This is a genomic window from Pseudomonas putida (assembly GCF_016406145.1).
In the GTDB taxonomy this organism is placed as follows: Bacteria; Pseudomonadota; Gammaproteobacteria; order Pseudomonadales; family Pseudomonadaceae; genus Aquipseudomonas; species Aquipseudomonas putida_E.
On the sequence record NZ_CP066306.1, the window covers coordinates 2,541,069 to 2,555,026 of the forward strand.

Genomic DNA, 13,958 nt, shown 5'->3' on the forward strand with positions numbered 1-13,958 from the left:
AATTGAAGTGGAAGGAAACGCCAGTGCCTTATCTCAGTAAGCGGGTTATCAGCAACTATTTTCGTACCGATTGTCCGCGCCAGCTGGCGTTGATGCTCTATCCCCACAACAAACAGTACGAGCCTGCGCGCAGCGTGCTTGAAATGCCGCCCAAGGCGGTGGGGCGTACGGGCATGAACGCGCTGACTGAGGAGGGTGGGCGTTGGGAGCAGGCCAAGCTCCATGACCTCGAGGTAACCTTTGGTGGTAGGGCGGTGCTTGGTATAAAGACCAATAACGACTACCAAGACCAAAAACTGTCGACGGTCATCGCGCACGCATTGCCCGGTATGTTCCTCGTACGGCCGGAATTCCAGGTTGGTGAGACGTTTACGCGAGCGTTGACCATTGACGAGATGAGTGTCACTAACGAACTCGCCTTTGCAAACCTCATTCCCGATTTGATCCAGGTGATTGCACCGGAGGACATTGAGCGGATCGTTCACGCTGATGGCACCGTGCATCCTGCCGATGGTCGGGTAGGGCTTCGGGTCATTGACATCAAAATGACAGCCGAACCTAGTGCCTCGTATTTTGCCGAGATCACCTACTACTCGCTTGCGCTCGCCGGCTGGCTGCAGGATCAGGGATTCGCCGACCGATTCGCCGTGGTTGCCGAGGCGGCGATCTGGCCTGGTTCGCACGATGCGGCTGAGATCGTCAAGCTACAAGCGGCCAGGCGCGAGGAGGGTAGGCAAGCCTCGGATGCGGAGCTGCGAGCAGCTCTGCAACTGGACATCGAAACCCTGGAAATCGAAGTATTCGCTCCGCGGCTGCGTTACTTTTTCAACGTTGAACTGCGTACCGCCCTCCAGAGGCCTTGGCGCGGCCAGGACTATCACGTCAGTACCGCTTGCAGCGGCTGTGAATATTTGGGCTACAGCTGGAACCCGGATGTTGTGCCTCATGCTGAGCATTGCATACCGCGTGCAGCATCGGATGGTCACCTGAGCTCGATTGCTTTCTTGCCTCGGGGTGCACGACGGGCCTTGGGCGATCGTGCAGTGACCCAGGCAGAAACCTTGGCGGGCCTATCTGCTGATGATGAGGCGTTTGATTGTCACCCGCGGTTACGAGCGGCGCGCACGGTCGTGGCGGGCAGGGCACAGGCCCTCTCTACTAAAGTCAGCAGTATCCCTTCAGGCTCGGGTACCTCTGCAGTGCTGCCTAGCTGGTCGGACCTCAGCCTGTACCTCTCCGCAGACTTTGACGTCGGAAGTGGTTTGACGCTGGCGTTCGGCATAGGCGGTTTCTCCAGGATTAATGGCGAGACCGAGCGCGTCGATGCGCAGGTATTCGTGAATGACATTCGCAGCATTGAGAGCGAGCGCCGAGAGCTGCTGAACTTCCTGACTTACCTGAGCAAAGCGCTGAGCGCTGCGCTGAAGGCAGAGCCCAAGGCTACTGTCCAGATCTACCTCTGGGACTCGGTGACGTATGAGCACCTAATCCGGGTCATTGGCCGCAACTTGCAGTACATCATGGCCGATAGCAACCTTAAAAAGCTGGCCTGGCTGTTCCCTGGCGACGAGTTGATCGAAAACGCAAGCTACCGCTCCGCAAATGCGCCCATCACCATCGTGCGAAACGCGGTGCAAGCCTTGGTCGCGGCCCCGATTCCCCATTACTACTCGTTGTTGGCTCTGGCGCGCGAGTTCCGGCCGCCGATCAAGCCTGACCAAACACCCTTCGAGTTCCGAGTTCCCACCATTTTCGAGGATCCCTTATCCGACCAAGTGCCGTCAGAGCGGGCTCATGAAATTTGGACCCGGATGGGTGCCCCCCGCCCTTGGAGTCAGCAGGTCACCCAGCTCAGATCGACGGTCATTACCAAGTTGCGCGCGACGGCGTCGATTGTTAATCGCTTGCGCGTGGAGCTAAAAGGTGCTCTGCGCAGCCGATCGCCGAAGATCGCCGATATCAAAGCACCGTCTATGTTGGACAAGGTCAGCGCGGATGGGCAGGTCTGGTTTGCTTACGCCAAACTGAACGCTCAGGTGGCGGCACTTGAACAAACCATCACCATGGCCACTCCGGTACACGAGCGCGAGGCGCGCTACCTGGCGGCCCGACTCGAGCGCGAGCTGGTGGGGACTGAGGCTCATCAGGCAGCAATGTCGCTGGGGGTCGCTCAAGCGCCCGGCGTTCGGATTTATCGGCTTGGTCAGCATTCTCGGGAAGCGAAGTTCGAACCGGGCGACTTCCTCTGCGCTCTGTCGCCGGCGTCCATGGGCGATTTTCATATGAAGCGGGTGGGTGATGTGACCGGCGGTCAACCGTTGCCACCCGGGATCAAGCTGAACCCGTACGGTTACGCAACATCGTTAACCCGAACCAAGATTCTGGCGATTGACCGTGACAAGCGTTGTATTGCAGTGTATCTGGACCCGGAGGTTGATGATTTTCTGCGCTCGATCGAACCGAATCTAGATTTGAGTCGAGACGTGGTGTTGGACAAGTTGGTGACCGACTACTTGACCAAACGCTTGGAAACGGCACTGAAGGCAATTGGTAATCCCCCGCTCGCCGTAAAGGCGGGAATCTCGACTTTGCAGGTACTGGGCAAGCCGGCCGTCAAGAAAGTCAGCGCTTCGGTCCCGGTCGAAGAGGTGTTGTGGAATACCGCAACGCTGGCACATACCCCGACGGAGCGAAGCGTAACCAGGATTCGACCGCGCCTCGAAGGCTATGGCGTCAGATTGAATGACAGCCAGTGGGTTGCCCTGCGTCAGGCGGTGGAGCAGCGCCTGGCATTAATCTGGGGGCCTCCGGGTACTGGAAAGTCCGAGACGTTGCGGGCGATTCTGCTCGGACTGCTAGTGGACTCGCAGCAAACGGAGAATCCAATACGTATTCTGGTCACCAGCAATACCTACGATGCCACCGACAACGTCGTGGTGAAGGGTTTCAAAAGGATCTTGGAGTTAGGGGCGCAAGAGACCGGGGCGGTGCAGTTGGTACGCTTGCGTTCTGGTGCTAAGGCGGCGTCGAAGGAGCTGGCAGCGGAGATTGATCTGCTGAATGATCCTATGGATCCCAAAGTTCGCGAGTTGCATGCGACGCTGCGAGCGAAACTCTGCAGTGTCATCGTGTCGGCACCGCCGCAGCAGGTCACCAAGTTCGCGGCTGTCAACAACAATGCGGCAGAACCATTGTTTGATGTTGTGTTGATCGATGAAGCTTCGCAAATGGATATGGCGAATGCAGTCCTCGCCCTGGCTCCCATTGCATCCAATGGCGCCGTGATTGTAGTGGGTGACCCTAAGCAATTGCCGCCTATTCAGCAAGTTGAACCGCCCGTTGGTCTCGAGAAACTGGTGGGTTCGATTTATGACTTTGTGGCTGATCATCGCGGTGTTAAACCGGCCAGTCTGTTGGAAAACTACCGTTCCAATGCGGCCATTGTGGGGTTCAGCCGCTTTGCGGGGTACCCGGCAGAATTGAATGCATTCTTCCCTGATTTGCGGATCGCAACAGACGTACCGCTACCGAAGGTGCGCCCCCAGGATTGGCCACCCAGTATTGAGTTCGCCGAAGAATTGTCGATGCTGCTGGATCCGGCGCAACCTATTTCCGCATTTATTTACCCTGAGGGTAGAAGCAGTCAATGGAACGACTTCGAGGCGCAAACGGTCGCGGCAATGCTCGTGCTGCTGCGGCGGCATCTTATGAAGAATTTGGCCAACCTACCGGATGCAGTCGGGAACGATCTGCATGATGCGGAAAGTTTTTGGAAGAGCGGCGTCGGCGTGGTCACGCCACACCGAGCACATAAGGCACTGGTGGTATCTCGTTTGCAGGCATTATTCGGACCAATGGGTGACGACGCTCAGTTGATTCGTGATGCCGTGAACACCGTCGAACGTTTTCAAGGCCAGCAGCGAGATGTCATCATTGCCAGCTATGCATTGGGAGACCCCGATGCCATTGCCGACGAAGACGAATTTCTACTGTCACTCAATCGCTTCAATGTTATGTCGTCCCGACCGCGAGCGAAGTTGATCGTACTGGCCAGTCAGGAGGTCATCAACCATCTGCCGGGTGATATCAAGATCATGCGCGACTCCAGATTGCTCAAGTACTTCGCCGAGACTTTCCTCGACAGCCGCGCGGACATGTCGATACCATTTAAAGAGGGCGAGGGGATCATCAACCGACGTCAAGGCTCGTTCCGCTGCAAGCAGCCTCAGTCGTAAGCTCACCAGGCAGGCGGATTCATGCTCCGCCTGCTGCCGCGGCATATGAGAAAGCGCTGAAGCTAGCCGACCGCAGGAAGTGCGGGATGATTGAACTGCGCCAGCAATACATTGAATTGAGCATTAATAGCATTACGCTGAGCATCAAATGCCGCGCCCGCCTGAGCCGTTGCGAACATGCATCGATTGGCGAAAGGGTCAATTTCGCCAGAGGCGACATGTTTACGGAAAAGCTGACGAAGCAGGCGCAATTGGTGGTAGATCGCTGCCAACTGACTAGCCATAATTTTGTCACTGTACGAAAATCTAGGCTTCGTAGATAGGGTGCCGCTGATATGGCCCGTGTTGATGGCCTCGATTAAATCAGTAATGGCATCTTGGAAAGCATTGAGGTTAACTTCCCATTGCCACGGGTCTTGCAGCGCAGGGCGATCCATCAAATTACGAAGCTTAAGAATAGCGTCTTCATCAGACATCTGCTCAACCGCTGAAGCATTCTGACAGTAAGTGATCTCACGCTTCATCACATCCACGATGGCTTGTAGGGCTGTCGTGGACTGTTTGGTGATGTCGTGGACCAGTGAAGCGAGATCAATGACGTCTGTTTTTCCATTAAAAGTAACAGTTGGTGGAACTGAGATTGTACTGTAAGTTCCAGTTCGCTTCCCAATAATAAGTACTTTTAGTGTCGAGTAGGTGCTGCCCAGCCCATGGTTGGCGAAATTATCTACGGTTTTCTGAATTTTTGCCGCCTGGCGTTGCGCTGTGACTTGAATCGCCAACTTGCGGTGAGGATCGCAAAGGTCAATGGCTGCGGCGTTAAGCCGGGTGTGGTTCGCATTCGTGAGCTGGTAGCCGTAGACCTGGTTAAGAAGCTGTTGGAAGAAATGTTCAGATGCAATGTGATGATCGAAAAAATGGACTTTTCCCAAGAGTTCTGCTTGTACACTGATTCTCGTCAGATTCTCAATGATGTACTTCATTAGTTTTTCATGGGCCAGCATGGAGCACCTAAGTCGTAGTGTTGAGAAACGCTCAGATTAACATCGCCCCGCTCTAGTGCACAGTCTTGATTGGAGCAATGCCGAATGGATCGTTCTAGATAATGCATGTGAGCGAAATTTTTAATGTGCGGGGAAGCCTTGTGTTCGAAAACTACGGCTAGTCATCGAGAGCTAGGTGTGCTTTCCATTTGGTTGTCAAGGATCGATAACCGGCTTATCACTCATCGTTGGCTGCTCAGACTGGCTTGAGCATATGCCTCGCCGGTGTAGTTTGGACAGACGTTCACCAGCTACTAGCAAGTCAGGACAAAGCGACCAGATCCGAGCGGAACAGCCGCTACGAAGCCCGGATCGACTCAATTGTGAACCACCGGGCTGCGCGACCTTCGATGACTGCTCGTTTGTTAGCTCATTTGCTGAGCAAAAAAATTCCCAATCTATGTACAATTTGGATCGGTAACATACGCGCCGCAAAGCCCATTCCGTTGCTCATGGAGAGAACAATTGCATACATACAAACTGCCCAAAAAGGTCCTCAAAAACTGGTTGGTCGGGTACCCGTCTACAAAGGGCAGCTATGGTCATTTGTTGCTTGAGCAGGTTGGAGCTAGCGACGCAGCGTTGGCAGCGGCATTTCGGCCATACTTTGAATCGGCACACCTGGACGCAAGAAAGCACTTTCACGAAGAAATTTGTATCGATTTACACCCTGATGCGGGGAGCGCCGGTTCTCACGCTACTTATCCCAAATGCTTGCCTATCGTTGCGCGAAGAGGGCTGTTCGGTGAGGTGATGGCGGGGATGCTTACTGAGCACTACACCTACGTCGGTAAACACGAATGGCAGGTCCCGATCTTCCTCTTTCGTCACCATGAGGACGCCAAACAGTATCTTTTTGCGCTGGCACGAGACGCTCAGCTTACGCGCCAGATGCTGGGTCGCCACGGATCAGACTTCCTGGCAATAGCCTTGGATGCTGACGGAAAGGTGAAGCGGTACCTTGCTGGTGAGGCTAAATGGCGAAAGACGCTTGGTAAAGCTGTCGTACAGAGCTTATTGAAAGACGCCGATGGCAAGGGAATTTGGTACCAGCTCAGTGAGCGCGACAAGAACATACCGCATGGAATGCGACAGCTTCAGAAATTGCTCAAGGAATCCGATCCGAAAAAGTTCCAGGCCGCTATTTTTTCGATCGATCAGGCCTTGCTGCTCAACAACGCAACCCCCATTCCACGAACAAATCTTGTCTTCATTTGTGGTAACGACTTCAAGGGCAGGGAGTCAGCGACCCCCATAATCGACTGGAAAAAAATGCCCAAAGACTATAAATCGGAGCACGATCTTCAGGTAGTCGAGCTGATTTTGTCGGGTGGAGGTGAGGACCTGATAGATATGATTTATGAGAGCCTTTGGAATGGGGTCTAAGGCATGACTGATTTTGAGGAAAAACGACTAAATCTTGCGGAGCAAGTACGCCTCGGTATAGCGAGCGAAAACCGTCTCCACCCTGAGCATGCTCGGGCTTTCGTTCGTGGGTTACAAACGACTTGGCGTGTACCGCCCATTCAGTGGCATGAGGGCGAGTCGGAAAAGCTAATCCATGACGCAAATAGGCTGATACACGCCGCCGAGATTTGTCGCGAACTGGATGGACCAGAATCAGAATCTGCCAAAGATTGCTTTCGTAGAGCCGCTGAACTACTTGAATGGCTCACACGGATGCAGGAGGAGCCTTCAAGCTTTGCTCCTGCAGGGCTGCTGGCTGCTGCGGCATTTCAGCTCGGGGGGCTGCCAGCGATGGCAACGGCCCTTTTAGGGCAGTTGGAGATTGCTGATGATGGCACTCGGTTACTTTCGAAGTTTCTTAGCGGAGATTTTAATGGGGTTGTTGAGGGGGCTTTAGCTTTCTGGCGGCAGAATCCCCACTTGACAGAGCGTGAATCTTCTATGCGGTTGTTAGCGGATAGGGAACCAGCGGAAGCAGAGGCGTCAGGAGAACTTGGGACCTCCCGCGAAGCTGGAAGCCTTGAATGGTACTTTGTTGTGGAGCTGGTGCGCAGTTTGGGTGTCATAGCATCCTCGCTGATGCAAGGCGACAGCGGTCGCACGCAGCAGGGCCTTCGAAAGTTAAAGGCGCTCGACAAAATGGCTACCCGAGCATATGGCGATGAGCTCTCTATGCTCATTTCGCTATTGGCAACCGTCGCCGAAAGCTACAGCTCTTCGAGCATTTATGGCCCAATTTTGCAGCTGGCCGAGATTAAGCCGGAGCGAGTGGATCGCCTGCGCAGATTTGCTCGTGACCAGTTCGGACGGGGGCGCGGCATCCTGTGGCCTTCCCAGATCCGCGGATTGGAGCGTTTGCTCAATTCTGCCTCGTTCGCCCTCTGTACTCCGACAGGCTCAGGGAAGACGTTGGTGGCCAACCTTGCGCTGGTTAAAGAACTGATGCTTGCGCCGGACGATCAGTCTGGGCCGCTTGCCCTCTATCTGGTGCCTTCCAGAGCTCTAGCGGGAGAGGTGGAAGCCAAGCTAGTCAGTGAGCTGGGTAGTGATCTTGTTGTTACAGGTCTTTATGGTGGTTCCGATTGGGGGATTACTGATTACTGGTTGAGGGCCGACAAGCCAACAGTCCTGATCGCCACAGTCGAGAAGGCTGACGCCATAATGCGCTATGTCGGCCCATTGATCGTTGCTCGCCTGCGGCTTCTGATTGTTGATGAGGCACATCAGGTCGTAGTCGCTGATCGCGATAGAGCAGAGGTGGACTTCGCGGAACATAGCAGTCGCACGTTGCGTCTAGAGAGTTTTGTTTCGCGACTGTTAGCTCGAGCGCCGAAAATTGCGCGCGTTGCTCTGACTGCTGTCGCCGGCGGGGCAGCAACGCCTGTCGCCTGTTGGGTTGAAGGAGTAAGGGAAGCTGAGCCTATTGGCGCAAACTACAGAAGTACGCGACAACTCATAGGAACGCTCGCTGCAACTTCGGGCGAAGCGGGGCAGATGAGCTTCGACTTGCTGAACGGGGCAGAACTCCAGGTTCGAGGTCGAGATGAGTCAGTTTACATTCCACTGCGCATAGCCCCGATGCCGCAGTTGCCAGCGACGATGCGTAACAGCATCGCTCGCTATAACGAAGTGAATGTCTTGTGGACCGCAATGCATTTGGTGGAGGGAGATCGTCGCGTCTTGATTTCCATAGCCCAGCAGCCTGAACTGACAATGAAGTGGTTTAAGGAAGCACTTGAGTTACCTCAATGGCGTGATGCCTGTCGATTCTCGGGCCCGACAGACCCTGAAGCAATCCTTCTATTTAAAGCAGCCAGAGCAAGCTGCGTGGATTACTGTGGCAAAACATCCTATGAGGTCTCATTGCTGGATCATGGCATTGCTACAAGCCACGGTCAGATGCCTCAGCGCCTTCGAAGACTGATGACGGCCCTTATCGATCGCAGGATCTGTACGATTACAGTTGCTACTGCAACCCTGACGGAAGGCGTTAATCTGCCGTTCGATCTTATTCTAGTTCCATCGATAACGCGGCGATCGTTTGACCCGACCAAAAACCAATCCAAAGTTAACCCCTTATCTGCGGCAGAATTTAGAAATCTCGCCGGCCGCGCCGGCCGACCAGGAGCATCTCAAGGTCAGGAGGGTATAACGCTTGTGGCGCTACCCACCAAGCCGTCAACGACAGCATCAGGGCAGATCCGAACTCAGCTGGGGCAGATAAAGGAGTTGCGAAAGCACTATAATGATTTGCTGGATAGACTCCGCTCAGAAGAGAAGGAGCGCAATGAGGTGCTGAGTCCTCTGACGTTGTTACTGGAGGCGATTCGGGAAAAAGCGCAAACTTTGCTTGGAGTTGATGAGGAGTACTTCCTGGACTGGCTCGAAGAGACGGCGCCTGACGATATCAGCGTAAAGGCTGGTTTAGTTGATGCTGATGATGAGTCTAGGCTTGCGGATTCTCTAGATGAGCTTGATGGCGTATTGCTGACGGCTATAGAAGAGCTGGCAACAGTTGGGGCGCGGGTGGACTCTCCTGCCAAGACAGAAGCTTTGCTTAAAAAAGTATGGAAGTACACGTTCAGCAAGGTTGTGAGCGCTGAAGAAGCTTGGCTAGAGCGGGCATTCGTACGACGTGGGCAAGGTATTGTTGGCACGCTATATAGCGATACCGATGAAAGGCGACGTCTATATCAGTATGGCTTCACTCCGTACGTGGGTCGAAGGTTTGAACGCATTGCGCCGAAAATTAGTGAGATACTGAAGATGGCGCAGGGCTATGGCTCCTCCGGTCCAAAGCAGCGTCTTGATCTCTTTAAGCGCTTGGGGCTTTTAGTATCCAAGGATCCTGGGTTTGGCTTCCGGGTACGTTCCAGTGTGGCCGATCAAGGACTACTCAAAAGCTGGAAGTCTCTGCTTGCGTGGTGGATGTGCGCGCCAGATGCAAAGGTACCATCTGCTGAGAACCTACGATCGTGGCAGCGTTTTGTATCGGATAACTTGGAGTTTCGACTAGGGGTTGCGATAGGCGCCGTAGTAGCGCGTGCATGGTCCGAGGGTGCCGACGATCCGAGCTCCGTCCCGTCTCTAAAAGAGTGGAAAGAGATCACGGGACTGCCGTGGTTCGGTTTCTGGGCTAGAGAGATGTTGCGATGGGGAACACTTGAGCCGTTCGTCGCGTTCGCTCTAGCGCAGGGTCTAGCGGGTACGCGCGATGAGGCTCAGGTTCTTCGACAAGAATTCAAAAACTGGATGGAGGAAAATTATACGGATATCGAGTCGGAAGACTGGATTGACCCTCAGTACTTTCTACAGTGGCAGCAGAGCTTACCGTTGTCCATGAAAGAGTCCTCTCAGCCTCAGAAACTAGGGGCCCAATTAACTGGGACCGACGGCCACAAAGGCCTTTATAGGGTGTTGCCATTGCCAAACCGTGAGGAAATAATCTGGCTCGATGCCTCTGGATTTGAATTGGCTAGGAGTACGACGCGTGAGGACATAGCTGGTATTTCGTATCGCGATGATTACGAGCTGAAAGTTTCACGAGGTATGAGTTACGTGCGTCGAGTTTTCCGAAGCTCCTGACATGCCCAATGCTGCTAATTGATCACTTTGATGGTTGCCGTCTGAACTCTGTGCGTGGGGGTTGGATTTCAAGGCAAATGCTGATGTGCTGGTGATGCGATCCCGCGCCGAGTACGTGAGGGTGCAGCGGGATGAACGCCGGCTGAATAGCCGCGGTTTTCTGATTGTGCAGCCGAATCTTTTTGTGGACGGGGTTGGCATTGAGGCTGTAGACCAAGGCGATGTCTGAACGACCTGGGCTTTGAGATTTGCTGTAGGTGCGGCGCTAAGGTGGCACGGGAAATCCGCTTGATGGGCCAGAAATGGTGTCCACTTAATTAGGTGGACACCATGGCCTTCGGCGGTCGCGACAGGAAGATGTGTTGGCCGGACGGATACGCTTATCACTCTTCGTTGGCTGCTGGGGCTAGCTTCAGCATAACTGCCGCCAGCCCTTGGGACCTAGGCACGACTCACTCAGAAACCAGGGGCGCTCTGGTTTCTGAATGTTCAATGCGCCTCACTCCAGGACCGACTAATAGCCGTAAACAGCCAGGGGCTTCGAACCGCTGGATATGAATGCTTGCACACCGGGTGACTTCCTTGCGTCAAGCCAGCCTGAAACGGCTGACCAGCACCTGCTGATGCTCGGCGAGTCGCGCCAGTTCCTGGCTGGTGACAGCAGTCTGCTGTGCGCCGGCGCTGACCTGGATCACCAGGTCGTTGATGCCCGTGACGTTACGGTTAATATCTTCGGATACGGCGCTCTGTTCCTCGGCGGCTGACGCGATCTGAATGTTTCGGTCGTTGATGCTCGCGACACCTTCGTTTATCGCAGCAAGCAGTTCACCGGCACGGCCGATTCGGCGGGCTCCGTCCTGAGCCTTGGCCAGGGTCACGTGCATGGACGTGCTCGCTCGGTCGGACCCGGCTTGCAGGTTGCTGATCATTTGCTGGATGCTGCCGGTCGATTCTTGAGTCTTCTGGGCCAGGGTGCGCACTTCCGATGCGACAACGGCGAAGCCTCGGCCATGGTCACCGGCGCGCGCCGCCTCGATGGCCGCATTCAAGGCCAGCAGGTTGGTTTGCTCGGCAATGTCCCGAATGACATCCAGTACCGAGGAAATCGTATCGCTCTCCTGTTTCAGTTCGCCGAGGATGGTCGCGGTATGCTGCGCTTGTGCCGACAACTCACGAATCAATCCTACGGTGCTTTCGATCTCGCTGCGTCCCTGGGCCGTACTAGCATGAATTTGTTGCGACAGGTTCGCAGCAGCGCTAGTGCTCTGGGCCACTTCACGTACTGTGGCGCTCATCTCGTTGATGGCGGTCGCCACCAGTTCGGTGCTCTGACGCTGTTGCTCGACGCTGCGGCTGGTCTGCAGGGTGACCGCAGAGGACTCATCGGCAGCAGTGGCCACTTGAGCGGTCGCGTGACCGATCTCCTGGATGATGTCGGTGATTTCGTGGGCCATGCGGTTGAGGTTGTCAGCGATATGGCCAAACTCATCCTGGCTGCGATAGCGAGTCCTGGCGGTGAGGTCACGTTCGGCAAGGCTTGCCAGTACAGCATTGATGTCCCGTACGGCCCCGCCGATCGTGCGGATGATACGCCACGAGAACAGCCCGGCTAGCAGCACTGCCGCCAGTGTACCGGCAAGCGTCAGCCACAATGCGCGCTTGGCATGCTGGAGCGCCTGGTTGGCCAATGCGGCGACATTGGCCGCCAATGCATGTTCCACCGTGCTCATCTGGTCGATGCGTCGGGTCGAGGTTTCAAACCAGCTGTCGGGCTTGATGCCGAGGGGTTGACCCAGCGGTGTCTCGATGGCCACCCGCTGTAAGCGAGCTACTTCAAGGGCATCGGCTGTGTGCAGAACCGTCTCGAACTGCTTCAGGGAGGCTGCGGATGCTTGGCGACGGAAGCCGTCGGCATAGGCGGAGAACTCTCCCAGGTTGCGACTGAAACGGGACAAAAGCACTTCATTGAAATGGTCCTGGCTGAACACGATGCCAAGCAGCGCACGTTCCCGACCGGCGCGCTCCTTCAGTTCGATGAACTGGTTGAGTGCTGCGAGGGCATGCACGACGGCAATATCATTGACTTGGTTCTCCAGTGCCTGGGTAAAGCTGATCAATTGCTGGATCATGTTCGTGTAGCGGGTGCCGGATTCGCTACTATCGATCGCCAGTCGATCTATCTGTTCGCGGGTGTCGGCCAGGTGCTCGATAGCCGCAAGTAACTTCTCGTTATCATCCTGTTTTGCGTCGGGCAGGCGGCGCACAGCAGCAATGGCCTGGTCACTGTTCTTGCGCAGTTGTTGCAGGCGATCCTGCAGGCTGGTGCCGCGGCTACCAATGAAGATGCCACTGGCTCCCCGTTCGCGCTGCAGGGCGGTAATCAATTGACTCAGGCCATCGACAGTACTGCTCGCGCTGACGGTGGACTGCATGTCGCGCACGGCACGGTAGTTGTCAGTGGCATACAGGCTGGAGAGACACAGGAACCCCAGGAGTGGAAAGATCAATATCAGCAACAGCTTCAGGCGAAGGGGGGCATTGGACAGCATGCTTATGGCCTCAAAAAGAAGGAGAGCTATTCAGTAGGCATCTGAGCGTTCGGTCTCATACAAAGAACGTCTGCCTGGACAGCAACTGATGCCCGGTCGCGAGACCACTACTGGCCCTCCAATGGGGGACTGGCGGGAGTCCGGGACGCCGCTCGCAGCTACCAGTTCAGTGATGCAGGCCAGCCCGCAGGCGTTGGTCAAGGGACGCCCATGTCATGTCGGGGACCTAACTCACCTCTGCAAATACCTCGCCACCGATAAGCGTCAGCAGTGGGTCGGAGCTAACCGTGAGACCGATCATTGATCGAGTTGAAATGGTCGAGGTCCAGCAACATCGAATCGCCTCTGATTTCGCCATGACCCTTCAATTTTGTGCGACCTACAAATTCCCCTCAGGAGTCGCGCCAAGGATTGGCTGCGAAGTGCACGTTCGGATATGCACATCAAGCTGACTGATCTGGGCTGTTCGACGATGGTCGGCCCCCAGCCTTACGAGAAGCGGCTATGTGGCTACTTGTAGAAGCCTCAATATCACTCGACGAGGTCATCCACGATCTTGTGTGGAGGCCAAGTAGCGTCGTGCGATTCGATATGGCGAGCTCGTTCGCACCACAAACAGTGCACGCCGATAGGGGCAATATGTTCGCCTACGCGATGTGCAATGCCGGAGAGCGATCATTCGTCATCAGTTGGTGCTGTTCCGATTGGATGGAACGTGTTGCTGGCGAAAAGAGAGAATCGGAAAAGCTCGCTTGGTCCCTAAAAAGGGGGGGGCGCTGCAGTTTTGTGCATCGATCAGAGCAGTTGCACCTTTGGGGCGCAATAGGCTGGTGTATGTCTAACTCTTAGGCTCCCACGATCGGAGGCCGAGAGGCACTCGCCATCTAGGTAGTTACGCTGCAACTGAAATTTGAATGGCCTAGCCAATCTGGTCATAAGTCGGAGGGTGATAGCTTCATCTGGATTGCGCTTGCATTCGAGGAGCATGGTTCGGCGCGGCTTTTGCGCTGATGTGAGCGACGAAGAAATTCGCTGCATTCTTCGTCGCTCACATCGATCAGAGCAGTGGCTCAGTCAGT

5 protein-coding genes are annotated in these 13,958 nt (G+C 55.1%); 3 read left to right on the plus strand and 2 right to left on the minus strand.

Going from position 1 to position 13,958, the window contains the following annotated elements; all coding sequences use genetic code 11:
• Positions 1-23 precede the first annotated feature (23 nt).
• The gene (locus JET17_RS11610) at positions 24-4,235 is read left to right on the plus strand and encodes a DEAD/DEAH box helicase (protein WP_012314168.1); all 4,212 of its coding nucleotides are present in this window, start codon (positions 24-26) and stop codon (positions 4,233-4,235) included.
• A 62-nt stretch (positions 4,236-4,297) separates the two neighbouring features.
• On the opposite strand, the gene JET17_RS11615 is transcribed toward JET17_RS11610, so the two are convergent.
• The gene (locus JET17_RS11615) at positions 4,298-5,239 is read right to left on the minus strand and encodes an SMEK domain-containing protein (RefSeq protein ID WP_012314169.1); all 942 of its coding nucleotides are present in this window, start codon (positions 5,237-5,239) and stop codon (positions 4,298-4,300) included.
• Between the two features lie 504 nt (positions 5,240-5,743).
• On the opposite strand from JET17_RS11615, the gene JET17_RS11620 reads away from it, so the two are divergent.
• Positions 5,744-6,664 carry a hypothetical protein gene (locus JET17_RS11620; RefSeq protein ID WP_012314170.1) on the plus strand — a complete coding sequence of 307 codons (921 nt, stop codon included), beginning with the start codon at positions 5,744-5,746 and terminating at the stop codon, positions 6,662-6,664.
• Positions 6,665-6,667: 3 nt separating this feature from the next.
• Positions 6,668-10,330, plus strand: coding sequence for a DEAD/DEAH box helicase (locus tag JET17_RS11625; RefSeq protein WP_012314171.1), 3,663 nt, complete (start codon positions 6,668-6,670; stop codon positions 10,328-10,330).
• 587 nt (positions 10,331-10,917) lie between these two features.
• Here JET17_RS11625 and JET17_RS11630 read toward each other — a convergent pair.
• A complete protein-coding gene (locus tag JET17_RS11630) occupies positions 10,918-12,879 on the minus strand; it encodes a methyl-accepting chemotaxis protein (protein WP_012314172.1) in 1,962 nt (653 codons plus the stop codon).
• Positions 12,880-13,958 lie beyond the last annotated feature (1,079 nt).

Bases quoted from the DNA above. Each gene is read 5' to 3' on its own strand.
- JET17_RS11615 (WP_012314169.1), bottom strand. From the start codon at position 5,239: ATGCTGGCCCATGAAAAACTAATGAAGTACATCATTGAGAATCTGACG.
- JET17_RS11625 (WP_012314171.1), top strand. From the start codon at position 6,668: ATGACTGATTTTGAGGAAAAACGACTAAATCTTGCGGAGCAAGTACGC.
- JET17_RS11630 (WP_012314172.1), bottom strand. From the start codon at position 12,879: ATGCTGTCCAATGCCCCCCTTCGCCTGAAGCTGTTGCTGATATTGATC.